Source organism: Caproicibacterium argilliputei (genome assembly GCF_029211325.2).
Lineage (GTDB): Bacteria > Bacillota > Clostridia > Oscillospirales > Acutalibacteraceae > Caproicibacterium > Caproicibacterium argilliputei.
Genome location: NZ_CP135996.1, coordinates 163,305 through 186,660, shown reverse-complemented (window position 1 = coordinate 186,660; position 23,356 = coordinate 163,305). Strand labels below are relative to the sequence as shown.

At 52.3% G+C, this 23,356-nt stretch carries 24 protein-coding genes and 1 pseudogene; 11 read left to right on the top strand and 14 right to left on the bottom strand.

From position 1 onward, the window contains the following. Nucleotides 1–185 precede the first annotated feature (185 nt). Complete coding sequence (locus PXC00_RS00860) at nucleotides 186–920, top strand: DUF6973 domain-containing protein (RefSeq protein WP_275844845.1); 735 nt, start codon at nucleotides 186–188, stop codon at nucleotides 918–920. 102 nt (nucleotides 921–1,022) lie between these two features. Further along, entirely contained in the window at nucleotides 1,023–1,730 is a 708-nt protein-coding gene (locus PXC00_RS00855) for a DUF1361 domain-containing protein (protein WP_275844846.1), read from the top strand. Between the two features lie 37 nt (nucleotides 1,731–1,767). On the opposite strand, the gene PXC00_RS00850 is transcribed toward PXC00_RS00855, so the two are convergent. Continuing rightward, nucleotides 1,768–1,977, bottom strand: coding sequence for a hypothetical protein (locus PXC00_RS00850; protein ID WP_316935039.1), 210 nt, complete (start codon nucleotides 1,975–1,977; stop codon nucleotides 1,768–1,770). Nucleotides 1,978–2,026: 49 nt separating this feature from the next. Then, entirely contained in the window at nucleotides 2,027–2,389 is a 363-nt protein-coding gene (locus PXC00_RS00845) for a hypothetical protein (RefSeq protein ID WP_275844848.1), read from the bottom strand. Between PXC00_RS00845 and PXC00_RS00840 the strand changes: the two genes are divergently transcribed. From PXC00_RS00840 to PXC00_RS00830, 3 genes are all read left to right on the top strand, one after another. After that, complete coding sequence (locus tag PXC00_RS00840; protein WP_275844849.1) at nucleotides 2,364–3,440, top strand: P-loop NTPase; 1,077 nt, start codon at nucleotides 2,364–2,366, stop codon at nucleotides 3,438–3,440. The two genes, PXC00_RS00845 and PXC00_RS00840, sit on opposite strands and share 26 nt — an antisense overlap. 242 nt (nucleotides 3,441–3,682) lie before the next feature. Continuing rightward, nucleotides 3,683–4,018 carry a helix-turn-helix domain-containing protein gene (locus tag PXC00_RS00835; RefSeq protein WP_316935038.1) on the top strand — a complete coding sequence of 112 codons (336 nt, stop codon included), beginning with the start codon at nucleotides 3,683–3,685 and terminating at the stop codon, nucleotides 4,016–4,018. Nucleotide 4,019: 1 nt separating this feature from the next. Next, nucleotides 4,020–4,430, top strand: a complete 411-nt coding sequence (locus PXC00_RS00830) for a site-specific recombinase (protein ID WP_275844851.1) — start codon at nucleotides 4,020–4,022, stop codon at nucleotides 4,428–4,430. Between the two features lie 69 nt (nucleotides 4,431–4,499). Here PXC00_RS00830 and PXC00_RS00825 read toward each other — a convergent pair whose 3' ends face one another. The 3 genes and pseudogenes from PXC00_RS00825 to rlmD all read right to left on the bottom strand — a co-directional run bounded on the left by PXC00_RS00825 (nucleotide 4,500) and on the right by rlmD (nucleotide 6,877). Beyond that, nucleotides 4,500–4,838 carry a VOC family protein gene (locus tag PXC00_RS00825; protein ID WP_316935225.1) on the bottom strand — a complete coding sequence of 113 codons (339 nt, stop codon included), beginning with the start codon at nucleotides 4,836–4,838 and terminating at the stop codon, nucleotides 4,500–4,502. Between the two features lie 66 nt (nucleotides 4,839–4,904). Next, a pseudogene (locus tag PXC00_RS00820) lies at nucleotides 4,905–5,459 on the bottom strand (GNAT family N-acetyltransferase); the annotation flags it as partial. Nucleotides 5,460–5,728: 269 nt separating this feature from the next. Further along, nucleotides 5,729–6,877 carry a 23S rRNA (uracil(1939)-C(5))-methyltransferase RlmD gene (rlmD, locus tag PXC00_RS00815; protein WP_275844852.1) on the bottom strand — a complete coding sequence of 383 codons (1,149 nt, stop codon included), beginning with the start codon at nucleotides 6,875–6,877 and terminating at the stop codon, nucleotides 5,729–5,731. A gap of 202 nt (nucleotides 6,878–7,079) precedes the next feature. On the opposite strand from rlmD, the gene PXC00_RS00810 reads away from it, so the two are divergent. Continuing rightward, nucleotides 7,080–8,066 (top strand): FliG C-terminal domain-containing protein, encoded by a 987-nt coding sequence (locus PXC00_RS00810; RefSeq protein WP_275844853.1) that lies wholly within the window; start codon nucleotides 7,080–7,082, stop codon nucleotides 8,064–8,066. A gap of 10 nt (nucleotides 8,067–8,076) precedes the next feature. Continuing rightward, nucleotides 8,077–8,853: an SDR family NAD(P)-dependent oxidoreductase gene (locus PXC00_RS00805; protein WP_275844854.1), complete on the top strand. Its 777-nt coding sequence runs from the start codon at nucleotides 8,077–8,079 to the stop codon at nucleotides 8,851–8,853. A gap of 445 nt (nucleotides 8,854–9,298) precedes the next feature. Here the strand turns inward: PXC00_RS00805 and recQ are convergent, their stop codons facing one another. Further along, nucleotides 9,299–11,179, bottom strand: a complete 1,881-nt coding sequence (recQ, locus tag PXC00_RS00800; RefSeq protein ID WP_316935037.1) for a DNA helicase RecQ — start codon at nucleotides 11,177–11,179, stop codon at nucleotides 9,299–9,301. Between the two features lie 489 nt (nucleotides 11,180–11,668). Between recQ and PXC00_RS00795 the strand changes: the two genes are divergently transcribed. The 3 genes from PXC00_RS00795 to PXC00_RS00785 all read left to right on the top strand — a co-directional run bounded on the left by PXC00_RS00795 (nucleotide 11,669) and on the right by PXC00_RS00785 (nucleotide 14,558). Continuing rightward, complete coding sequence (locus PXC00_RS00795) at nucleotides 11,669–11,884, top strand: hypothetical protein (protein WP_275844855.1); 216 nt, start codon at nucleotides 11,669–11,671, stop codon at nucleotides 11,882–11,884. 276 nt (nucleotides 11,885–12,160) lie between these two features. Next, nucleotides 12,161–12,601, top strand: coding sequence for a divergent PAP2 family protein (locus PXC00_RS00790; protein ID WP_275844856.1), 441 nt, complete (start codon nucleotides 12,161–12,163; stop codon nucleotides 12,599–12,601). A 193-nt stretch (nucleotides 12,602–12,794) separates the two neighbouring features. Then, on the top strand, nucleotides 12,795–14,558 hold the full coding sequence (locus PXC00_RS00785; RefSeq protein WP_316935036.1) for a glycoside hydrolase family 35 protein: 1,764 nt from the start codon (nucleotides 12,795–12,797) through the stop codon (nucleotides 14,556–14,558). Between the two features lie 40 nt (nucleotides 14,559–14,598). Here the strand turns inward: PXC00_RS00785 and PXC00_RS00780 are convergent, their stop codons facing one another. The 8 genes from PXC00_RS00780 to PXC00_RS00745 form a co-directional block, all read right to left on the bottom strand. Then, nucleotides 14,599–15,354, bottom strand: a complete 756-nt coding sequence (locus tag PXC00_RS00780; protein WP_275844858.1) for an arginase family protein — start codon at nucleotides 15,352–15,354, stop codon at nucleotides 14,599–14,601. Nucleotides 15,355–15,494: 140 nt separating this feature from the next. After that, nucleotides 15,495–16,721, bottom strand: coding sequence for a murein hydrolase activator EnvC family protein (locus tag PXC00_RS00775; protein WP_275844859.1), 1,227 nt, complete (start codon nucleotides 16,719–16,721; stop codon nucleotides 15,495–15,497). Further along, a complete protein-coding gene (gene ftsX / locus PXC00_RS00770) occupies nucleotides 16,711–17,619 on the bottom strand; it encodes a permease-like cell division protein FtsX (protein ID WP_275844860.1) in 909 nt (302 codons plus the stop codon). The genes PXC00_RS00775 and ftsX overlap by 11 nt, the downstream gene beginning before the upstream one ends. Further along, nucleotides 17,616–18,299: a cell division ATP-binding protein FtsE gene (gene ftsE, locus PXC00_RS00765; RefSeq protein ID WP_275844861.1), complete on the bottom strand. Its 684-nt coding sequence runs from the start codon at nucleotides 18,297–18,299 to the stop codon at nucleotides 17,616–17,618. The genes ftsX and ftsE overlap by 4 nt, the downstream gene beginning before the upstream one ends. A gap of 240 nt (nucleotides 18,300–18,539) precedes the next feature. After that, entirely contained in the window at nucleotides 18,540–19,625 is a 1,086-nt protein-coding gene (locus PXC00_RS00760) for a PucR family transcriptional regulator (RefSeq protein ID WP_275844862.1), read from the bottom strand. A 271-nt stretch (nucleotides 19,626–19,896) separates the two neighbouring features. Then, on the bottom strand, nucleotides 19,897–21,009 hold the full coding sequence (locus PXC00_RS00755) for an ABC transporter ATP-binding protein (protein ID WP_275844863.1): 1,113 nt from the start codon (nucleotides 21,007–21,009) through the stop codon (nucleotides 19,897–19,899). Between the two features lie 214 nt (nucleotides 21,010–21,223). Next, on the bottom strand, nucleotides 21,224–21,940 hold the full coding sequence (locus tag PXC00_RS00750; RefSeq protein WP_275844864.1) for a pseudouridine synthase: 717 nt from the start codon (nucleotides 21,938–21,940) through the stop codon (nucleotides 21,224–21,226). 54 nt (nucleotides 21,941–21,994) lie between these two features. Next, the gene (locus PXC00_RS00745; RefSeq protein WP_275844865.1) at nucleotides 21,995–22,453 is read right to left on the bottom strand and encodes a DUF4830 domain-containing protein; all 459 of its coding nucleotides are present in this window, start codon (nucleotides 22,451–22,453) and stop codon (nucleotides 21,995–21,997) included. A 112-nt stretch (nucleotides 22,454–22,565) separates the two neighbouring features. Here PXC00_RS00745 and PXC00_RS00740 point away from each other — a divergent pair, with 112 nt between their 5' ends. Further along, a complete protein-coding gene (locus PXC00_RS00740) occupies nucleotides 22,566–23,348 on the top strand; it encodes a M15 family metallopeptidase (RefSeq protein WP_275844866.1) in 783 nt (260 codons plus the stop codon). Nucleotides 23,349–23,356 lie beyond the last annotated feature (8 nt).

Sequence of the window (23,356 nt, the reverse complement as noted above, 5' to 3'; positions counted from 1 at the left end):
TTTATGATATATAATCTTTTATGAAGAAAAATATTATGCGTATGTTTGGACAATTTTGGAAATTAGGATTGAGCCCCATGTTTTATTAAAAAGGGTGAAAAATTCCCAAGTCCATAATGTGGTGTGAAATAGGAGAAGAAACCTAAAATTCACGGCCAGTTTTCCTGTAAAAGGAGGTTGTTCAAATGAAGAGGACAGTTTTATCACTTCTGGCAGTAAGTGCACTTCTCTTTAGTGTAGTTGGCACATCGCTTCCTGCAAAAGCGGCTGAGATTTCTTCTACATCTCAGACCGAAACTACATATTCTTTTGTTGGCGAAGTGAACGATTGGAACGACATTGCAATCATGTCCAAGGCATGGAAAGACTTTGTCTCCAGTTACCCAGAGAGTACGGAAGCTGAGCAAAATAAGTTTTTACTTAACTTTGTTGAAAGCGGACATCTGCGTCAAGCAGAATCTTCTGAGATAACTCAAAATGGAATTAACGCTAACATTCTTGGATATGGATACGGTGGCGACCTAAATGCTGAAGAAAAGAAACTTGCACTTAGGCATCCGGTTCAAGCTGTGAAAGTTTATAACGCTGCCCAAAGAGCAACGGATCTAACTGTTTCAAATTATGGGCATAATGGATATCAAGACAATAGTGATGCATTTAGGCATTGCCTTTGGAGTGCTCTAATGAAACAGTCGATTGGAACGGCGGCAGCTAAAGAATGGGGAACGGCACATGAAGCCGATTCAAGCGGCGTTGATAAACAAATGGATTTATTTAACAACAATGTTGGGAGATCAATAAATGTGTCAGGGAGTGAATCGAGCATTGTTAATTCTGTTAAGTCATTAGTCAAGTCCGGGAAATTAAGACGAATAGTGAAAAATAAATTGGTTCCAACGTACAAGGCTGGATTAAGGTAGTCTATTTTTATAATTTCAGGAGGTCAGTGGATTTATGATCCTCTGACCTCTTTACTATATATTTTTTAAGTAGTAAAATGAAACAAATAAGGAGAGGTCGGTATGATAAAAGTTCAGCATTCAAGGCCGCATTTAATTTTCTTTATACTGTATTCGCTATGCAATTTTGTACTATGGTATTTATCAGATAATGGCGGCCTTTTTATTATGTTAGTTTGGAATGCCTTTTTATCATTTTTACCTGTGCTTTTTTCACAATTTACTGTTTCTTCTTTAAGTAATCATAAGCGTTTTTGGATATTATGGGCATTACTTTGGATTATTTTCTGGCCCAATACGTTTTATATGGCAACTGATATTGTTCATTTTACAGGAGATGCTTTTTTTCAAGTCGTAAAAGGTATTCCCTATGTTGAACAGCCTCAGATCATATATTCAGATAATCTTCTATTATGGTCAAAAGGAGTTATTATCGTTTTAGGGATTTTATATGGAATTATGAATGGAATCAATTCAGAAATGATTTTTGAAAACATCCTCATAGATAAATATGGGAAAGGTAAAAATCTACTATTACGTTTTATATGCTCAATTTTGGGTGGAATAGCAATTTATATAGGACGATTTCTGCGATTCAACTCATGGAATATTTTTAATCCGATCAGAATAGTGACCGGTTTCCAGCTTTCTGGGCATGAGTGGAGATTCGTCTGTGGCTTTGTAGGAATATTTGCTGCATTTATACTGTGCATATTGAGTTTTGCAAAAGCCTTTTACCGGCAAAAATACAAAATTGATACATTAAGTTGAGACATTTTCTCATCAAGTATTTCTTGACTTTGATTTTTCAATCGTCCTGTTTCAGCTCGTCAATAATTCCGCGCTGTTCCAGCAGCCAGCCGATGAAATCCCGTTCCGCCATTTTCCCGGCCTTGACCTCGGCCTTGCGCCGTTTTGCCTCGATGCGAAAGTCCTTCATAGCCTGCTCCGCCGCCGCGATCCGTTTAGGATCGGCGGCATTCTTTTTCATGTGATCCACACCGCGCAGCCAGAACATATACGTGTTTTTGTGCTCCTTCTCATAATCCAGTTCCCGCGCCTGCTCGTCAAACTTCTGCTTGTTCAGCCGTCCCTGTTCCCGCTTGCATTTCTCGCTGCAAAAGGTGGGGATGTTGGCGGTTCTGGCAAGGAACAGTTTGCCGCACAGCTTGCAGTGCTGGAAGTACAGCTTGTTCGCGTAAAGCTAGCTGTTTCAGGCTGTACGTGAGAAGCGGCATCAGCGACACGGTGCAAAAGGCGTATTCGGAGGTTTCCGTGTCCCCCGCCCATAGAAAGCCGCCCGGAAATTCGTAATACTCCCGGTCAAAGAAGTGCATGGGGAATTGCGGGTGGTCGCATTGCCATTTCATAATATCGTTCTTGATGGAGGAACGGAAAGGCAGCGTGGGGAAATCCTCGGTCAGCGCCATGCTGGCGGTCACGATGCGGCGGCTTGGATACAAGGTCGGCGTATTGGACGCAGATGTCACGGGGCCGTCCATTCCCAAAGCCTTTGGCATCCATGGAAAAGCTGAGGGAAGCGATTTAGGGCTATACCCTAAGCAAAGCAAGACCGGTATTGAAATCATGTCTGTCAATCTGCTTTTGGAAAATGACACCGACCCGGTCATCTGGCGCGGCCCGATTCTCGGGAACACCGTCAAGCAATTTTGGACGGATGTAATTTGGGGCGATTTGGACTTTCTGTTCATAGATATGCCCCCCGGAACCGGCGACGTGCCTCTGACCGTTTTCCAGTCCATCCCCGTGGACGGCATTGTGATTGTGACCTCACCGCAGGAACTGGTTTCTATGATTGTTTCCAAGGCGGTAAAGATGGCGGAGATGATGAAAATCCCCGTACTGGGGCTGGTGGAAAATATGTCGTATTTTCGGTGCCCGGACAACGGGAAGGACTACAAAATTTTCGGGGAGAGCCATATTGACGAGATTGCCCCAAAACACGGGCTGCGGGTGTTGGCGAAGCTCCCTATCGACCCCAAGATTTCGGCCGCCTGCGACGCCGGGATGATTGAGCTGTTTGACGGAAGCTGGTTCGACACCATCGGTAAATTGCTGGCAGGACAAATCAATCCATTAAATGAATCGGAGGAAAAAAGTATGTTTAAAATCGCGGTTGCCGCCGAAGGCAAAAAGGTGACGGAGCATTTCGGTCACTGTGTCAATTTCATGCTGTTTGATGTGGAAAACAATCAGATTACGAAAGAGGAATCCGTGGACAATCCCGGCCACAAGCCCGGCTTTCTGCCCAATTTCCTCGCCGATAAGGGCGTAAAGGTTATTATCAGCGGTGGCATGGGTCAGGGCGCTGTGGATATTTTCAATGAGCGAGATGTGGAAGTCGTGACCGGTGCTTCCGGCGATGCGAAAACAGCGGCGGAGCGTTACTTGAAAGGCGAGCTGAAATCCACCGGCAGCGTCTGCCACGAGCACCAGCACCACGACGAGTGCGGGGAATAATATGAACGAAAATAAAATATGGGTTGTGCATAGATGTGTGTGCCCGTATTGAGAAATGATTCACGTTAATCAATCATGAAAAGCCTTGCACATGGGACTTTTCTCTTCGTCATCACAGCCTGCAGGCTTCTCTCCGGAGCGCCTGCGGGCTGTTTTTTGTGTGCCATAACGATGGGGGTTGAATTTTTCGGTAGACAGTGAGGGAGGCAAAACAAGACCGTTCCCTTGGAAGGAGCCAAAAAATGATGACCGAGTATCAGAAAGCACAAATCATAAAACTCCGCGCGACCGGAAACGGATACGAAAAAATTGCCAAATCGCTTGGCATATCGCTGAATACTGTAAAATCCTTCTACCGCAGGAACGATATTGTCAACTTCTCTGACGAACCTGCCATGACATATACAGGCGAAACAACTTACTGTGAAAACTATGGGCAGCCCATCCGGCAGACAGCCAAGCAGAAAAAACGCTTTTGCTGTGACAAATGCCTGTGTGGCGCAGGATCAGGACGAGTATTAGAAACGCTACGACGAGCTGGTTCAGCGATACGAAGCGGCAGAAGCACGGTACGATGAGGTGCTGCCCGCCATTTCCGCAAAGCAGGCGCAGGATGAGCGGCTGTCAGACTTTATCAAAGCCGTCCTCAGCCACGGGAACAACCAGGCGCTCGCCGACATTGAAAGGCGCTTGAAGAAACTGCAGGCGGAGCTTTTGAAGCTGGCCGCGTCCAATGCGGATTATGAGAAGGTGGGCAACGAAATTTACCGCCTGCGGGACGAAAAGCAAAAGGTCCTGATGGAAAGCGCCGGGCGGGACGAGGTCAAGAAGCGTATCGCCGACATGAGTGCTTTCCTGCGGGAGCCGCCCACAGAAATCACGGAATACGATGAATCGCTGGTACGGCGGTTGGTTGAAAAAATCACCATATACGAGCATAAATTCACCGTGGAATTTAAGTCCGGCGTGGCGGTGGATGTGGATGAATAAGGGTAAAAACGAGCAAGGCACCCTACAAGATTACATCGTAGGGTGCCTTGATTGTTGTCTTAAAACGATTTATTTCCTGCACAAGCAAAATGGATGCCCTTCAGGATCAATCATGGTTACAAAATGTTCTCCACCATATTGTGCGGTGGCCTTAACCGCACCGAGCTGAATAGCTTTCTCAACTGCACCCGGCAAATTATCAACTTGAAAATTGAAATGCATTTGTTTTTGCTGTTTCCCGGATTCTTCCGGCCAAATAGGTGGTGTGTAATCAAAATCACAGCCCATGAACAATATCAACAATCCTTTATCATTCACGACAGCAGGGCAACCGTACGCCTCCCGAATTTCCCATCCGGTGAGCGCAGCGTAAAAGTCGCGTGTTTGAACCGGGTTTGCACAATCTATTGAAAGATCGCCGATACTTATCTTTAAGGTTGTAGGTATAAAAATGGACTTAACAACAGTTTGTGTATTACTGAAATACTCTTCAGCAAGAATAGCGTAATAAGCTGCGTCACAAATTCCCTGATTGTTATAATCCGACCTTTTCAAAATACCTTCATATTTCAAACCTGCCTTGAGCATTACCTTGCCGCTGTTTGGGTTACGCGGGTCATGACGGGATTCAATACGATTTACGCCAACTTCCTTAAAGAAAAAACTAACGAGGCGGGTCAAAGCTTCGGATGTATAGCCCTGATGCCACCATCGTGCGCCTATAGCATATCCGATGTGAACCATTTTAACTGCGTCGTCAACTTTCACTGCTGCAATTGAGCCAATTGGCTTCCCCAAATACTTAGGGACAATTGCCCATTGGTAATATCTATTGTTTTTATAATTTTCAACCCATTCATTTGTAATGGTTTTACTTACCTCAATGTCAGCGTGCGTCTGCCACATCAGAAACTTGGTGACTTCTGGGTCACTTGCCCAGTTGCAAAACATGGCTTCTGCATCTTCCAATATGAACCGCCGCAGAATTAACCGCTCTGTTTCCAGTGTAACCGTACCTTTATGAGTCATTGATTTATCCTCCCTATATAAAAAATCTATTCTGTTCACACAACCCCGCCAAAATTCCAAAAACATCTATCTCGTACACACACCAGCCCCGCAAACACCGAAACATCAATCCCGTTCACACGCGAACCGCCAACATCAATATCGTCCACTCGTGCCCGAAATCCGCCCTCTGGACTTGTTCCCTCAAAGCGATATTCCGCCGTTTTCGGCGCACCGGATTTTTGCCCGCAAACCCCGGAAGCACCAGTATTACTGGGCTTTTCGCACACTCACTTTTCAACCCTCGACATCAATACCACGCACTCCACGTGATTTGTGTGCGGAAACATATCTACCGGCTGTATTTTCCGCACCGCGTAGCCGCGGGCGCAGAGGTACGCAAGGTCTCGCGCCTGCGTTTCCGGATTACAAGAAATATACACCACACGCGCCGGGGCAAGCTCCGAAAGGGACAACAGGAAGCGCTCGTTGCTACCTGCGCGCGGCGGATCCATAAACACCACGTCAGCGCGTTCGCCTGCTTCTGCCATTTGGGTAAAGCACTCTGTCGCGTCTGCACACAGAAAGCGGGCATTGGCAATCCCGTTGCGCTTTGCGTTTGCGGCCGCATCATGCACCGCGTCGCGGTTCACTTCCACACCCAGCACCGTACCGGCCTGCCTGGCTGCCACCAGTCCGATGGTGCCGATTCCGCAGTACGCATCCAGCACGGTTTCGGTGCCTGTCAGCTGTGCAAACTCCATCGCCTTGCCATACAGCACCTCGCACTGCACCGGATTGATCTGGTAAAAGCTCTTCGCGGAAATACGGAACCGGCAGCCGCACAGCGTATCCTCAATAAAGCCTGGTCCATACAGCACCTTCTCCCGCTCGCCAAGCACCATGCTGGTACGGCGTTCGTTCAGATTCAGCACAACCGTAGTAATTTCCGGATGTGCCTGCCGCAGTGCGGCAACAAATTTTTTAGCGGGAAAAATCGGATTGGCCGCTACCAGCACCACCATAACCTCGCCGCTTTGAAACCCACGCTTCACCAGCACATGGCGCAAAAAGCCGCGGTCTGCTCGCTCGTCATACGGCTTCAGTTTGAAGCTTTTCATCAGTCCGCGCACGGTCGCCATAATGCGGTCTGCCGTTTCGTCCTCCGTCAGGCAGGACTCCACCGGCACCACATGATGCGTACTGGACTGGTAAACACCGGAAACCACCTTGCCGTGGCGGTCTTGCGTAAACGCCGCCTGCACTTTGTTGCGGTAATGATACGGATGCTCCATGCCCAAAATGGGCAGCACTTCCCCGAAGCTGCCTAGCAGCCTCTGCACACGTTTCTGTTTCCATGCCAGCTGCTGCGGGTAATCCAGATTTTGCAGCTGACAGCCGCCGCACTTTCGGTACAACGGACATTGTTTTGTTTCCATTTTATATCTCCTAAAGTTGAACCCGATTTTTCCTGCAAACGCATTTTCATTTTATTGTAACCCAAAACCGGTTTGGGCACAAGGTTTCCGCACAAAAGCCCGCTTTTTTCGCTGTCTTTTCTCTATGTGGGAAAAAAGCTTGTTTCCTACAGTGTTTTTGCGCTATACTGAAAGTAATTCCATTTTTTGCGGGAGGAACGTCATGGACAACTTTGCATACATCACCAGCCGCCTGCCGTGCGCAGACGAAGAGAAGGAAACCGCCTTTCTGGCGGCGCTGCGCATCTGCGAGTACGCCGCCATGGCACGCGCAGAGGGCCCCCTTTCCCTGGAACCATTTCTGGAAACCGAAGCAGACCCGTTTCTGCGGGACGGTCTGCAGCGCGTTGTTGACGCGGAAAATCCGGAAAGCCTGCGGGAAGCCATGCAGATTCACATTCTTGCCGCGAATGCAAGCGGAAAGCGCTTTTTAGAACTCATGGTGATTGCAGACGGTGTGTACCAGCTGCAAAAGGGAATGCGCCCCCACACACTGCTCTGCCGCCTCGGTGAGTGGTTCGGGGAATCCTTTGCGGCGCGCTTTGCCACGGCACTGCAGAATCTGGACGCAGAGGAGCAGCAGCGCGCCCTGCAGGCACGCGCCAAGCGCGAAGCTGCCGCCACACAGCTGGCGCGCGCAAAGATGGCGGCACAGGAAGAAGTGCTGGTTCAACAGGAAGCGGAGTCGGGAGCTGCGCCCAAACCGGCCGCGCCGCCAGTGAAACCCACGCCGGAAAGCAGCCCCGTCGCCGACGCCCCTGCCGCTGCTAAAGAAACACCGCCGGCTCCACAGCCGCCGCACACCCCCCATGCATCCGTTTTGAACGTGATGGAGTTCCACCAGCTCGGCTCCTGCCGGGTTACAGCGATTGAACGACTGCTGCAGGACGTGGATGATCAAACGCTTGCCACTGCTTTAAAAGGCGTAGACAAACCCCTGTTCTCCCTCTTTTGGTCTGCACTGCCGCGGGAACGCTGTGAGAAGCTGTTGGAGGACATGAGCGCTGCCTACAACATCCACACACAGGATGTGGAAAAGGCACAGACGGCCATTCTGGAAACTGCCAAGGAACTGGAAACACAGCAGGAACTGACGCTGGACCTACCGGACGGAGAACTACGAAAACCGCACTGGGAAGTCATCTTATAAGGAGGAAACCATGCAGATTGCGATTGTAACCGGAGCATCCAGCGGACTGGGCCGTGAATTTGTACGTCAAATCAGTGCGCAGGAGTCGCTGGACGAAATTTGGGTTCTTGCACGGCGCAAAAACCGGCTTGACGAACTGGCGGAAGCCGTCCCTGCCACACACGTGCGGCCTGTTCCGCTGGATCTGACCAAGCAGGACGACATCCGCGCGCTGCGGGAGCTGCTGCAAAAGGAGGCGCCGGATGTGCGGCTGCTGGTCAATGCCGCAGGGTTCGGCAAAATCGGCACCTACGCGGACATCTCCCAAAGGGACTGCGACGATATGATTGACCTGGACTGCCGCGCGGCAGTCGACACCACCATGCTGGCGCTGCCCTATATGCGGCAGGGTGCGCGCATTCTGGAAATCTGCTCCACCGCAGGTTTTCAGCCGCTGCCGGGACTGGGCGTTTATGCCGCCAGCAAAGCCTTTCTGCTGCGGTACAGCCGCGCTCTGCGGTGGGAGTTGTTTCCGCGTGGCATCCATGTGACGGCGGTCTGCCCGTACTGGGTCAAAGACACCGAATTTATTCCGACCGCGAAAGAAACCAAAAACGATGGTGCCGCTGTGCGGCATTTTCCGTTGGCAAGCCGCTCGCACAGCGTTGTCAAGTGGGCGCTTTGGGACAGTCGGGCAAACCTGGCAGTTTCGACCCCCAGCCCGGTCAGCTTTCTCCACCGGGTCACAGCGAAGTTCATTCCGCACTGCGTGATGATTGCGGTTTGGGAGCTGCTGCGCCGAGTTTAAGGTATCTTTATAAAGAGACACAGCAAGACACCCGCAAAGCATTTCTGCTTTGCGGGTGTCTTTTTTTGAATTGATTTTATTTTTTGTTTTCCCCAATGAGCCCATTCGGGAAAATCTTTCACTCATACGGACACGGAGAGAACCTCCGGATTCACGAAGTCATGGGCAACAGTCCTTTCGCCGAAAATATGTTGCTGTGATGGTTCGCTTTCCTGTGCCATTGGACTCACCCTTTCTTTTAGATTCCCCTGTCGGGGCGCGCATCCATCTGCCTTACTCCATTGGACTCGCTCCTATCTTCTTGGGATGTTTGTATTATAGCACCTTCCCTTTTAAAGCGCAAGCCCTTTTTGAAATATTTTTATAGAATCTTGCAAAAAACATATTTATTCATCAAATTATCACGGTTATTTCACATTTTCCGCAAGAACAATTCATGATTCATTCAAGATTTCTCTTTTTGCGCAGCCCCCTCCTGCTTGTAGGCGCGAATGCACGCCAAAAATGCCTCCCCATAGCGCCGCAGCTTCTTTTCGCCGACACCGTTGACTTTGCCGATCATCTCCTGCTCGGACACCGGCATATACGCGGACATGGCACGCAGTGTGGCATCGGTGAAAATAACAAAGGCCGGAACACTCTGCTTTGCCGCAATTTTCTTGCGCAGGGCACGCAGGCGCTCAAACAGTTCCGGATTCACAATTTCCGCACCCGCCTGCTGCCGTTTCTGTGACGGTTTCTTTTCTTCGCGGACTGTGCGCAGCGTCACCTTTTGCCCGTGGAACAGCACTTCCTCCGCCTGCGGGCCAAGCAGCAGCACCGGATACTCGCTGTCACTGCGCTGCAGGCATCCGCTTTCCAACAGCCACTGGATGCGCGTGCGCACCGCATCGACTCGCAGCCCGGCAAGCGCGCCGTAGGTGCTCTGGCGGTTCAGTTCCAACCGTTCAATCCGCTCATTCTGCGCACCCACCAGGATGTCGGTAATCAAAGCCACGCCGAAGCGCTCGCCGGTGCGGCGGACACAGCACAGAATCTTCTGCGCATCCACGGTCACATCCACCTCTTCCGCCGCTGCTGTGCAGTTGCCGCAGGCATTGCAGAACATCGGGCTTGACTCGCCGAAATACTTCAAGATGAAATGCCGCAGACAGTGCTGCGTCGTGCTGTAAAAGGTCATCTGCCGCAGGCGCTCCCGATCTTTTTTGCGCACTTCCTCGCGGGTTTCCTCATCCAGTGCGTCGTCCTGCCCGCCGTGTTCAATTAAAAACTGGTTGGTGCGCACGTCCTGCCCACTGTACAGCAGGATGCACTGCGCCGGCGCGCCGTCACGCCCGGCGCGCCCCGCCTCCTGGTAGTAGCTCTCCAAATCTTTGGGCATATTAAAATGAATCACAAACCGCACATTGGACTTGTCAATGCCCATGCCAAACGCGTTGGTCGCGACCATCACGGAAACACGGTCATACAGAAAATCCTCTTGATTCTTCTGCCGCTCCTGCTGGGAAAGCCCCGCGTGATACCGCGCGGCTGGGTGCCCCTGCTCATTCAAAAACGCACACACATCCTCCACCGCCTTGCGGGTAGAGCAGTACACAATGCCCGCATCTTCTGGAAAGCGGCGCAGCAGCGTCAAAAGCTCCGCTTTTTTGTCACGCGGGCGGCGCACTTCGTAAAAAAGATTTTCCCGGTCAAAGCCGGTGACCACCTGCCGCGCGTCGCGCAGCTGCAGCAGCCGCACGATGTCCTGCTTAACCGCCTGTGTCGCCGTTGCGGTAAAAGCCGCCACCACCGGCCGCTGTGCCAGCCCTGCCACAAAGTCGGTCACCTGCAGGTACCCGGGGCGAAAGTCCTGCCCCCACTGCGAAACACAGTGGGCTTCATCCACCGCCACCAGCGAAACCTGCACTTGGCGCACAAACGCCTGAAAGCGGTCTGTCAGTAGGCGCTCCGGCGCGGCGTAGATAATCTTATACTTGCCTGCGACGGCATTGCGCAGTGCGTGCGCATACTGTGCATCGGTCAGCGCGCTGTTAAGGTACGCCGCCGGCACGCCGGCCTCCACCAGCTCGCGCACCTGGTCCTGCATCAGGGAAATCAGCGGAGAAACCACCAGTGTGATTCCCGGCAGCAGCAGTGCCGGCACCTGAAAGCAAACCGATTTGCCCGCGCCGGTCGGCATGACCGCCAGCACATCCTGCCCTGCCAGCAAGGCATCCACCACTTCCTCCTGCCCGGTGCGGAATTTGTCGTACCCGAAGTATTCTTTTAAAACCTTTGCTTTGTCCACCATCGCCCGTACCTTTCCCTGTGCATTTATAATCACTATACCATCTGCACTGGAAAAAAACAAATGCCACCGACCCGCGCGGTTCCACTTCTGTCCGACTTGGGATTTTACTTCTTTATTTATGCTTATGTTCCCATTTATTTTGCTAATAGAAGCAATTGAAAATAATAGCATTATTCTCTGTGAAGCTCTGCCCATGCCTGTAAACAAAGCTTTTTAGATTCCTTTACTTTTCTGAAAGCGGCATAATAGTCCGGTTTTTCCATGCCTATCTGTTTGCACACCAATGCGCCGGCATTCTCTGCTTTACACAATCTGAACAGAAAATACTTTTTTCATAAGTCAAGAAATCCATGTATAATTTACAGTTTTCTATTGACTTTTGCGGGGAATATGTTAGTATTTAGGTAAAGAGATGCCCTTAGTCTTCCAAAAATGACTGTGTGAATTTTTTTCTACAGGATTTTCATCCGCTTTCCCCATCCTTTCTTCGTTTAGGGAATATCCGCATAGGAAGGTGAGCTTATGAGCGAGGATGCCGCATTGCTGGAAGCGCTTGCGCAGCAGACCAGCGGAATACTGTCCGATTTACGAACCTATCCTTTTTTAAGGGAAACCCTACTGCATATTCCGGATGAGGAATACACCCTGGCGCAGTGGCTGTACGCGCTCTCCTATCTGCAGCAATTGCCGTGCCACTACACATCTGTCAAACAGCTGAAAGCCGACCTGCGCCGCTGACAGTGCCTGTGGCAGCACAGCTTGGTTTCGTCCGAGCAAAAGAAGAAGCGCCGCCGGCTGCTCCTTCTTTTTTTGTATAAATTTTTTGCAGGAAGCCAATCCTTGCAGCGGAACACACACCCGCAAATTGTTCCTTTACATTATCTGCCCGGCAGGGTATAATGCAAAGAGAAGATTTTTTTACAAATACGCAAAATAGGGGCAAGCCTGCCGCTGCGGTTAGGCTTGCCTATTTTGGCCGAAGCCGGCAGCGCCGGCTTTACAGGAGGAGACTGTATGAACTGGATCATTGCATCCGCGGTGATGGCATGGCTGCTTGCCCAGCTGATTAAAGTGCTGCTTTGCCACGTGCACGGCGGAAGGGTCACGCTGCGGGTGGCAGTCGGCACCGGCGGTATGCCCAGCTCTCACACGGCGTTTGTCTGCGCGGCCGCTTTCAGCTGCGGCATGGTACGCGGCTTTTCCTCCGTGGAATTTGCGCTCGGCTTTACCATGGCGGCTGTTGTCATCTATGACGCACTGGGTGTCCGCTGGGAGGCGGGGCGCCACGCCGCAGTCATCAATGCACTGGAAGCTCGCCTGCAGCCGTCAGACACCGCCTTTACGCCGCTGGAAACCAGTCTGGGGCATCGGCCCATCGAAGTGATCTGCGGCGGGCTGCTGGGCATTCTCATGGCGATTCTGGTGCAGGGCATTTTCGTCCATCGCTTTTTGTAAAGGACTCACTGCATATGTACAACGAACCGGCACTGCAGCCTGCGGTGCCGGCTTTTTCAATTTGTGTGCGTTTTTATTTGGCAGATTGCCGTATTGACGCGCCGAAGGGAACGTGCTATAGTTAACATACAAAAAGAAACCGGTTTCATTTTAAAATTTCCCGCACTGACCAGATGCAGAAAGGACGCTTGCTATGACTGCCGCAACGCACACGCTTGCAATAAAAGACCAGTTTTACTTAGACAGCCGACCCTTCCAAATCATTTCCGGCTCTATTCACTACTTCCGCGTCGTTCCGGCTTACTGGCGCGACCGCCTGCGAAAGCTGCGCGCCTTGGGCTGCAACACGGTAGAAACCTATGTGCCATGGAATCTGCATGAGCCGCGCCCCGGTGAGTTTTGCTTCACTGGAATGCTGGATCTTGCAGCCTTTCTGAGAACCGCGCAGGAAGAGGGGCTTTACGCCATTGTGCGCCCCTCCCCCTATATCTGCGGGGAGTGGGAGTTCGGCGGTCTGCCGGGCTGGCTGCTGGCAGAGGATGGCATGAAGCTGCGCTGTTCCTATCCGCCGTTTCTGGAACGGGTGCGCAGTTACTACCAAAAACTTTTTTCCATCTTAACGCCGCTGCAGGCAGACCGCGGCGGTCCGGTCATCCTGATGCAAGTGGAAAATGAATACGGTGCTTACGGAGATGAAACCGGTTACCTAGCTGCACTGCGGGACTGTATGCGTGAAAACGGCGCAACCGTGCCGTTCATCACCTCCGACGGCCCGTGGGGCGATTATCTCAACGGCGGCAGCATTGACGGCGCTTTGCCAACCGCTAATTTTGGCTCTAATGCACCGAAACAGTTTCCGGTGCTGCAGCAGCATATCGGCAGCGGTCCTTTGATGTGTACCGAGTTTTGGGTCGGTTGGTTTGACGCCTGGGGCGACGCGGCACACCACACCACAGACGCCGCGACCTGTGCACAGGAACTGGATGAAATCTTAAAGCGCGGCAGCGTCAACATCTATATGTTCCACGGCGGCACCAACTTTGGCTTTACCAACGGCTCCAACTACTACGACCACCTGCAGCCGGATGTCACCTCTTATGACTATGATGCCCTGCTGACCGAAGACGGACGCCTGACGCCGAAATACCATGCCTTTCAAAAGGTCATTGCCAAGTATGCACCGCTTCCGGAAGTAACGCTTGACCCACCTGCGCCACGCAAGGCATATGGCAGTTTCCCGGTGCAGGACGCGGTATCGCTGTTTTCCGTTTTGGAGGAACTTGCAGACTGCACGGAAAGCCCGTGGCCGCTGTGCATGGAAAAACTCGGTCAGAATTTTGGCTATACCTGTTACGTTTCTGCGCTAAAGCCGAATGTTCCCATCGAAAAGCTGCAGCTCATCGGTGCCAATGACCGCGCGCAGGTGTTCTTTGACCGCGAACTGTACCTGACACTTTATGACCATGACCTGCTGCGGGAGCACCCGGCTGCGCCACTGTCTGGCAGCCGCTCTGAGCTGGAAATCCTGACGGAGAACATGGGGCGCGTCAACTACGGCCCGCGCATGGAACAGCAGCGGAAAGGCATTGACGGTTCTGTACTGCTCAACGGTCACAGCCACGCCGGATGGAAAATGTATCCGCTGCCGATGGACGCGGACATGGCGCGTAAAATAGACTTTAGCAAGCCGTACCGCACCGGCACCCCGTCCTTTTACCGCATTCCCTTTACCGTGGAGCAGCCTGGTGACACGTTCCTAGACTTGACCGGATGGGGAAAGGGCTGCGCCCTGCTCAACGGCTTTCAGCTGGGGCGCTTCTGGGAAATTGGCCCGCAGAAGCACCTGTATATCCCCGCACCGCTGCTGCGGCAGGGAGAAAACGAACTGCTCCTTTTCGAATCAGAGGGCAAAGCCGCCGCGCAGATTACCCTGACGGCAGAACCGAATCTCGGCTGAAAATACAAACAGACCCGCCAGCAAAGGCAGGCCTGTTTTTTTATGCGCGCCGCAGCAAAAAGCGCAGCAGCTCCAAATTGGACTGATTGTTGATTGCCGCTTCCTCCTGATTCAGCAGGAAGCGGGCGTCCGCCTTCCACTCCCCACACACATCCACGCCCAGCACTCTGCAGCGCGACTCAAACAGCCCCAGCAGCTTTTCCAGCACCGGCAGGGAAAGCCCGCCCTGGCTCCAATCTGTGCGCGCAAAGTAGGTGTTCAGCACATCCTTGTCAATCGACACATAAACCGGCAGTCGGCTGCTTTGCAGGCGGTGCAGCTGCACCCAGGTCTGCTGCTCCTGCAGTGCCTGCAGGCTGATGCACTGCAGCCGCCTGCGGTACGGCTGGGCAATGCCGGCAAAGGCGCTTTCATCCGGCCCGACCATCCACACCTGCCGCAGATTCCGGTTTTCGTCCATGGCACGCTGCACCCAGCATCCACAAGAGAGCAGCCCCGGAAACTTCGGTGGCTGCATATCGCTGTGGTAATCAAACAGCAGCAGGTGAAACGGCTCCTCGATTTTTTCCATCCAAAACGCACTGACATAGTGGTAATCACCGGAATCAATAAAGTGAATGCCATATGGGGAATACGGCCGGATTCGCCGCCGAATCTCGTCTGCCGCCTGCGGCGTGCAGTAACAGGAAGTGCCGGCAATATCCGAACAGTCCACCCACACAAAGCGGGTGTTCCGATAAAAATCCTCCTGTTCGTACACATGAGAAAAGTCCATGATAATCGTCTGCGGTTTCATTTCCTGCTCCCCTTTCTGCGTCGCTTTTCTTCCAGTATATCCCTTCTGCTGAAAAAGTCCAGCCCTGCACGCCCCACTAAAAAAAGACGGCGGCCGCCGCAAGGCGTGAACCGTCGTCTTCTATAAACGCTTCTGTGAAATTAAACATACCCCATGGGGTCAACTGCTGTACCATTTTGGCGCACCTCAAAGTGACAGTGCGGCCCTGTGCTGTTTCCGGTACTGCCAACATAGCCAATCAGCTGTCCCTTGGCCACCGTCTGGCCGCTGCTGACCGCCACACTGCTCATGTGCCCATAGTAAGTGGTCAAGCCGTTGCCGTGGTCAATAATCACCAGATTGCCGTACCCCCAGCCGTTGTCGCCTGCCTGCACCACAACGCCGCTGTCTGCCGCCACAATCTGCGCCCCATAGCTGGCGCCGATGTCAATTCCCTTGTGATAGGTACTGCCGATACCGCCGGGGCTGCTCCGGCGCCCAAAGGGAGAAGTGACCGTTGTGCAGCTGGGCACCGGCCACATCAAGGAGCCGCTGCTGCTGCCGCTTGCCTTGCTTTGCTCGGCGGCTTTCTGTTGCGCCGCCACTTTCTTTCTCTGCTGGCTTGCCTCGTATTCCTTATACCACTGGTCAACCGCCTCGCTGGCCTGCGCTTCCTTCTGCGCCAATGAATCACTGACCGACTGCATATCCTTCTCTTGCGAAGCCATGTCGTTGATGACGCTCTGCGCCTCGCTGACCAAGCCGGAAAGCTCTTTCTGCTTCTGTGCAACCGCTGTCTTTGCCGTGGAAACATCCTGCCGATTCTGCTCAATGGTATCCTTCTGCTTTTTCACCGCCGCCATATCCGCTTTCAGCGTGTCAATTAAAGTGGTGTCGTGTTCTGTCACCATCTGCAGGGCGGTCGCCTTATCTGCCAAGTCAATGACGCTGCTGGCAGAAAGCAGAATCTCCAGATTGCTTGCGCCGCCAGACATATACAGCGCGCAAAGGCGCTGTTTGAGCTTCTCTGTGTTGGTGGTAATCGCGCTTTGCTTGCCCGCGATGGCGTGCTCCGCCTTTACAATCTGTGCGTCCAGCTCCTCGACCTGCGCGTTGTATGTATCAATCTGATTTTGCAGGGTGGAAATCTGGCTTTCCAGCGTTTGCTTGTATGCTTCTTTCTGGTTCTTATCCTGACGGAGCTGGCTGAGTTTCGCGTCATTTTCCTTTTTCTGCTGGGCGTACTCTGCCTGCTTCTGCTTCAGCGCCGACACGTCCCCCGCCGCATATACGGCAGAAACGGCCGGCGACAGGGTCAGCGAAGCCGTGAGCAGCAGCGAAACCAGACCGCCGAGGACTTTTTTCGCGTTTTTTGCCTTACCAGCCAACGATAGAACCTCCTTCTTTTTTCAGGTAACGTCCAATGGAAATAATGCCGCCCACTGCGCCGAACAGCGCGCCGATGAGCATAAACAGCGCAACAACCGGCGCCATCATGCTGTTGAGGTTGACCACATTAAACAAGGAACTAATGCCCATGGAACTGACCACGCGGTAATACACCAAATTCAGCAGCGCCGCCGCAACGCCGCCGGCAGCCACGCCAATGACCATACCCTCCACCAAAAACGGCACGCGGATAAACCAGTTGGTGGCGCCGACAGACTTCATAATGCTGATTTCCAAACGGCGCGAATACATGGCTACTCGAATGGTGTTCGCAATGATGAACAGCGAAACCAGACTCAGCGCAGCCACCACAATCAAACCGACATTGGTGACAATGTGGTCAATGCGCGTCAGCTTGTCTGCCAGCTCCTGATAGTCGTAAATTTTGTCCACCCCTTCGATGGAGGTGATTTTCGCGGCAGTTTCCTTGTACTTGGAAAGGTCTTTCATCGAAATGCGGAACGTGTCGGGCAGCCAGTTGTTGTCGCCCTCCAGACCGTCCAGCAGACCGGCGTTCTGCTCGCCGACCATCTGCTTCATTTCTTTCATGCCGTCTTCTTTGGAAACGAAGTCGCAGGTGGCAACGTTGTCCAGCTTTCGAATTTCGTCACCGATTTTCAGCGCTTTCAGCGTCGGCACATCCTGCTTGATGTACACTTTAATGGAGTTGTTGCCCTCCACCATACTCATGGCGGTTTTGATGTTCCAACTGAACAGCACCGCCGCGCCGGTCATCAGCAGACAACTCATCAGCACCGCCACAGATGCCAGTGACATCGTGCGGTTGGTCCAAATATTTTTAATGCCCTCTTTAAGCAGATATCCAAAATTCTTCATCTTGCCGCGGCCTCCAGTTCGTTGGTATCGGCCACAATGCGGCCCCCATGGATTTCGACAATCCGCTTCTGAAAGTGCTTGACCAGACTGTGCTCGTGCGTCACCATCAGAATGGTTGTCCCGCGCAGGTTGATTTCACTAAGCAGGTCCACAATTTCAAAGGACAGCGCCGGGTCAATGTTTCCGGTCGGCTCGTCCGCAATAATCATATCCGGATTGTTGACCAGCGCGCGCGCCAAACCCACGCGCTGCTGCTCACCGCCGGAAAGCTCCGCTGGGTAGCACTTCGCCTTGTTCTGCAAATTGACCAACCCCAGAATGTACGGCACGCGTTTGTGAATTTCGCGGTAATTGGCGCCCACAATGTGCATGGCAAACGCCACGTTTTCAAAAACCGTCATTTTGGAAATCAGGCGGAAATCCTGAAACACCATTCCCATGGTGCGGCGCAAGTACGGCACCTCCCGCCGTTTGATACCCATCAGGTCGTGCCCATTAACCATGAGCTTGCCACTGTCCGCCTTTTCCTCACAGGTAATCAGCTTCAGCATGGTGCTTTTTCCCGCGCCGGAGGAACCCACTATGAACACAAACTCGCCCTTGTCAACGTGCAGGTTCACATCATACAGGGCATGGGTGCCATTCGGGTAGGTCTTGCTAATATGACTCAACTCGATCAAGCAGATCGCTCCATTCCAATTCATTTTCCCTACTGCAGAAACTACCGCAGTATGTGTTAACATAATATCACACAATCTGCAAATATAGTTCTTTATAAGAATGATATTGTAATCATTCTGTAAACTGTGAGCAGACTGTGAACACCTGGTAATCCTTCGTTCCAGGCATTTCCGTCCACACAAATCCAGACAGAAAAAAAGCAACCGCACTGCTTCCCGGCACGGCCGCTTTTCTTCCTTTTAAAACTTCACCGGATTGGCGTTCAGGTACCGTTTCACCATCAGCGCTACCTTAAAGACGATGGCGTCCTCAAACTCGCGCAGGTCCAGGCCGGTAATCTTTTTAATCTTTTCCAAACGGTACACCAGCGTGTTGCGGTGCACAAACAGCTTGCGGCTGGTTTCCGAAACATTCAGGTTGTTTTCAAAGAACCGCTGAATGGTAAACAGCGTTTCATGATCCAGACTCTCAATGCTGCCTTTCTTAAAGACTTCCTTCAGGAACATTTCGCACAGGGTAGTCGGCAGCTGATAAATCAGACGCGCGATGCCGAGGTTGTCATACCGCACGATATTGCGCTCGGTGTCAAAAACCTTGCCAACCTCCAGCGCGACCTGTGCTTCCTTAAAGGAACGGGCAAGGTCTTTCACACCTTCCACCGCGGTGCCGATGCCGACTACACAGTGGGTATAAAATTCACTGGAAAGCGTATCAACAATGGAGCCAGCCAGCTTTTCCAAATCCTTGCTGTCAATGCCCGGCTTAATCTCCTTAACCAGCGCGATGTCCGTTTCGTTGATGTTGATGACAAAGTCCTTGTTCTTGTCCGGGAACAAGTTCTGTACCACGTCGTAAGCCGCCACATCTGTTTTGTTGGTCACCTTAATCAGCATGCACACGCGGCTGACGTCGTTGTTAAAGTGCAGCTCCCGCGCCTTCAGGTAAATATCACCGGGCAGAATGTTATCCATAATCACATTCTTGACAAAGTTGCTGCGGTCGTACTTTTCATCGTAATACTGCTTGATGCTGGCAAGCGACACGGAAAGCAGCGCCGCGTAACGCGCCGCCTCCGGGTCAGTGCCAAGCACAAAGACCGCGTACTCCGGCCGCGGCATACTGCCAAAAGCCTTATAGGTGTAGCCGTTTACCACAAACGTGTCCTGTGACATCATGAGTTCAGCAGTCACGCTCTCGTTCACCTCGCCGATACGGCCCAATTCGCTGCAGGCAATAATCACAGACGTTTCATCAATGACGCCAATGGTCCGGTCAATCGCGTCGCGCATTTGATGAATGACGCCCTGAAATAATCTGTTGGACATTAGGAATCCCTCGCTTTTACAAAGTATTTGAATGCATCCTACTGGCAATATCGTCAGATGGAACAATAAACGTAAAAATTGCAATGTATGATTTGACAAAAAGCGCACCTGAAAAAGTGCAAACCTTTTATATATTTTACACACTTTTGTGCTGCTTTTCAACCGTTTTGCGAAAGAATTCATAATTTTTTCTTGAATTCCGCAGGACACAGAAGCAAAAAGGAGGGAACCACACGCTGTGCAGCCCCTCCCTGGAAACATCATTTGATTTTTAGTTCAGGATTGTAACCTCAGAATCCTTGTCAAACAGATGGCACTTCTCCATATCAAAAGCAATCTTGATATTGTCGTTTGTCTTCGCAACAGAGGTGGGATCCACACGAGCCGTCAAGTTGTTGCCCTCGCAGGTCAGATACAGGTAAGTTTCCGCACCCATCAGCTCAGTAACATCAACATTTGCTTCGGCGATATACTCCGGATGCTCCTCGAGGAACTCCTGCTCGTCATGCACATTTTCCGGACGAATGCCGAACAGAACATCCTTGCCTGCATAGGGATCAAGCGTTTCTGCCTTGGCCTTGTCTGCCGGAATCAGCAGGCTGTACTTACCAAAGTCAACGGTGTAGCCCTTAGCGCCCTTGTTAATCTTGGCGTCGATGAAGTTCATTTGCGGGCTGCCCATGAAGCCTGCGACAAATTCATTGACCGGGAAGTCATACAGGTTCTGCGGGGTATCTACCTGCTGGATGATGCCGTCCTTCATAACCACGATGCGGTCGCCCATGGTCATAGCTTCTGTCTGGTCATGCGTAACGTAAATGAAGGTGGTGCCCAGACGCTTATGCAGCTTGCTGATTTCTGTACGCATCTGTGCGCGCAGCTTTGCATCCAAGTTGGACAGCGGTTCGTCCAGCAGGAAGACCTTCGGGTCACGGACGATTGCACGGCCCAGCGCAACGCGCTGGCGCTGGCCGCCGGACAAAGCCTTCGGCTTGCGGTCCAGCAGATGGGAGATGTCGAGGATGCGGGCGGCTTCCTCAACACGCGCCTTGATTTCGTCTTTCGGGGTCTTGCGCAGTTTCAGACCAAATGCCATGTTGTCAAAAACCGTCATATGCGGATACAATGCATAGTTCTGGAACACCATTGCGATATCACGATCTTTCGGCGCAACGTCGTTAGCCAGCGTATCACCGATGTACAGCTCGCCCTTGGAGATTTCCTCCAAACCTGCAATCATGCGCAGTGTGGTGGACTTGCCGCAGCCGGAAGGGCCGACCAGAATGATGAATTCCTTATCAGCGATCTCGAGGTTAAAGTCACTCACAGCCTGTACGCCGCCGTCATAGATTTTGTAAACATGTTTTAAGGATACGCTTGCCATAACATGTGCCTCCTGTTATTTCATTCTCTGTCATTCACGAAATGTTGATTGCTATTATCATAACAGATGAAACACGGTGTGTACAGCCGTGTTTTATCCAAACTTGCCGCTGCAGGTTTATGAAATTCTCCTAAAAGCCAAAAAGGCAAGTCAAAATTCGTCCATTTTGTCAAACCACGCTGTCAAAACGAAGTCGTGTTTTTTAGGCAAAGTGTCAATTTCGCGTTTCCAGCAGCGCCTGGCGCTCCTCTGGCAGAAGCGGGCGCACCCTGCCGGGCGGCAAATCCGCCGGCAGGCGCAGCGGGCCAAAACCCACCCGCTGCAGCGCCAGCACCTCGCAGCCCTGCGCCAAAAACATCCGCTTGACCTGGTGGTACTTTCCCTCGTGCACGCGCACCTCATACACCGGGCAGCTGCCGTCCTGCACCAGGGTCAGCTTTGCTGGCAGGCAGGTAAAGTCCGGCAGCACCACCCCCGCCGCAAAGCGTTCTTCCGCACCCGGGCACGGCGGCGCGGAAAGCCTGGCAAGGTATGTTTTCCACACATGGTGCTGCGGTGACAGCAGGCGGTGTGCCAGTGCGCCGTCGTCGGTCAGCAGCAGCAGGCCGGTGGTATCCTTATCCAGCCGGCCGACCGGCTGGACTCCGCGCCGATACAGCTCCTGCGGCACAAGCTCCAGCACCGTCGGCTGCTTTTTGTCCCGTGCGGCGGTCAGCACACCCGCCGGCTTGTGCATCAGCAGGTAAACAAATTCTTCGTAACCTAAGTTTTTGCCGTTCAGTGTCACCGCACGCGGGTCTACACGCTGCGCTGGATTCCGCACAGGTTGTCCTTGCAGGCAGGCGGCTCCCTGCCTCACGCACGCGGCAGCCTCCCGCCGGGTCATACCCGTCTGCAATGCCAGCAATTTATCAAGCCGCATCAGCGCCATGTGCCTCACCTCTCTTTTCCCGTATTATACCCGAAAGGCGCAGGAAACACAACTTTATGCGGAACTGCCCGCTTTCATCTCCCGCAGTGGCTTCATAAAGCCGTCCAGCGCCGCTGTGGAAATATCGCCGCCAACGATTTTTCCGTTACAGACCAGCAGCGTCGCGCGGACTTCGTCCTTGCTGGTATAATTTGTTACCCGGTACACATACTGATGACAGGTCTTTCCGGCAATTTTTTTCAAATCAAATCCGGCTTTTTGGTTCAGCGCATTATAATTCTGATACACCTTTGAAAATTCCCGGGGAATCGCGACCTCTCTCGCAGACACCGGCTCTTTTTCCACCTGCCAGCCGCACTGCGCCAAAAACGCCACCCGCTGCTGGTTGGTTTCTCCGGCAATGCCCCCTCCGGTGCCGGCGGCAGACACCAAAAACAGGATAGCCGCTGCCAAAACCGCCGCTGCCGCGGCAAAAAAGAGCTTTTGCTTTTTGCCGTGCAAAGAAATTGTCACAGTTTCACCTCCCATTTTGCTGTTACTGCACTATATGCATTTCTTAAAAAAAACAGTACACGCGCAAGTGAAAGATGCTATAATAAGTCTATCTGGATGAAGGAGTATGATTATGGCAGCATACAGACACAACAAGTCAAAAGTAACCATTCATTATAAGGATTTCTATAGAAGGAGGAAGCGGCGCGGACACATTCTCTTTTTGCTGGCCGCCATCGGCATCAGCTGTGCTGCGGTACTCGGCACGCATATGCTTTTGGAGCCGTTTCAGACTGCCGTACCGGCGGCGGCGTCGGCTGCCACACCCGCTTCCAAAAATTCGGCTGTTTCTTCCTCCACCGTTGACAAAAGTTCCTGGAAGCTGCGGTTGGTGAATGCCTCGCATCCGCTGCCCGAAAACTTCACCGTTGAAACCAGCCCTGTGGGCAATGTGCGTTTTGACATACGTGCGGCGGGCGAGCTGCAAAGCCTGCTTGATGCCTGCAGCAGCAGCGGCAATCGGCTGATTCTCTGCTCCGGCTACCGCAGCATCAGCAAACAGACCACGCTGTACCAAACGGAAATCCGCAAAGTGCAGGCACAGGGTTCCTCCAACGCGGCAGAAGAAGCCGCCACCATTGTAGCCAAGCCCGGCACCAGTGAACACAACCTGGGACTTGCGGTGGATTTCGGCTGTTTGACCGATCAGCGCTGTGACGAAGCGTTCGGCGACACCCCGGAGGGACAGTGGCTGATGAACAATGCCTACCAATACGGTTTCATCCTGCGCTACCCCAAGGGTAAGGAATCCATCACCGGCATTATTTATGAGCCGTGGCACTACCGCTATGTCGGCAAAGAAGCCGCAAAAGAAATTCACGAAAAAGGCATTTGTCTGGAAGAGTACCTCGCTTGAAAACAAAA

Bases quoted from the DNA above. Each gene is read 5' to 3' on its own strand.
- PXC00_RS00860 (WP_275844845.1), top strand. From the start codon at position 186: ATGAAGAGGACAGTTTTATCACTTCTGGCAGTAAGTGCACTTCTCTTT.
- PXC00_RS00855 (WP_275844846.1), top strand. From the start codon at position 1,023: ATGATAAAAGTTCAGCATTCAAGGCCGCATTTAATTTTCTTTATACTG.
- PXC00_RS00850 (WP_316935039.1), bottom strand. From the start codon at position 1,977: ATGTTCTGGCTGCGCGGTGTGGATCACATGAAAAAGAATGCCGCCGAT.
- PXC00_RS00845 (WP_275844848.1), bottom strand. From the start codon at position 2,389: ATGGCGCTGACCGAGGATTTCCCCACGCTGCCTTTCCGTTCCTCCATC.
- PXC00_RS00835 (WP_316935038.1), top strand. From the start codon at position 3,683: ATGATGACCGAGTATCAGAAAGCACAAATCATAAAACTCCGCGCGACC.
- rlmD (WP_275844852.1), bottom strand. From the start codon at position 6,877: ATGGAAACAAAACAATGTCCGTTGTACCGAAAGTGCGGCGGCTGTCAG.
- PXC00_RS00810 (WP_275844853.1), top strand. From the start codon at position 7,080: ATGGACAACTTTGCATACATCACCAGCCGCCTGCCGTGCGCAGACGAA.
- PXC00_RS00805 (WP_275844854.1), top strand. From the start codon at position 8,077: ATGCAGATTGCGATTGTAACCGGAGCATCCAGCGGACTGGGCCGTGAA.
- PXC00_RS00795 (WP_275844855.1), top strand. From the start codon at position 11,669: ATGAGCGAGGATGCCGCATTGCTGGAAGCGCTTGCGCAGCAGACCAGC.
- PXC00_RS00790 (WP_275844856.1), top strand. From the start codon at position 12,161: ATGAACTGGATCATTGCATCCGCGGTGATGGCATGGCTGCTTGCCCAG.
- PXC00_RS00785 (WP_316935036.1), top strand. From the start codon at position 12,795: ATGACTGCCGCAACGCACACGCTTGCAATAAAAGACCAGTTTTACTTA.
- PXC00_RS00780 (WP_275844858.1), bottom strand. From the start codon at position 15,354: ATGAAACCGCAGACGATTATCATGGACTTTTCTCATGTGTACGAACAG.
- ftsX (WP_275844860.1), bottom strand. From the start codon at position 17,619: ATGAAGAATTTTGGATATCTGCTTAAAGAGGGCATTAAAAATATTTGG.
- PXC00_RS00760 (WP_275844862.1), bottom strand. From the start codon at position 19,625: ATGTCCAACAGATTATTTCAGGGCGTCATTCATCAAATGCGCGACGCG.
- PXC00_RS00755 (WP_275844863.1), bottom strand. From the start codon at position 21,009: ATGGCAAGCGTATCCTTAAAACATGTTTACAAAATCTATGACGGCGGC.
- PXC00_RS00750 (WP_275844864.1), bottom strand. From the start codon at position 21,940: ATGGCGCTGATGCGGCTTGATAAATTGCTGGCATTGCAGACGGGTATG.
- PXC00_RS00740 (WP_275844866.1), top strand. From the start codon at position 22,566: ATGGCAGCATACAGACACAACAAGTCAAAAGTAACCATTCATTATAAG.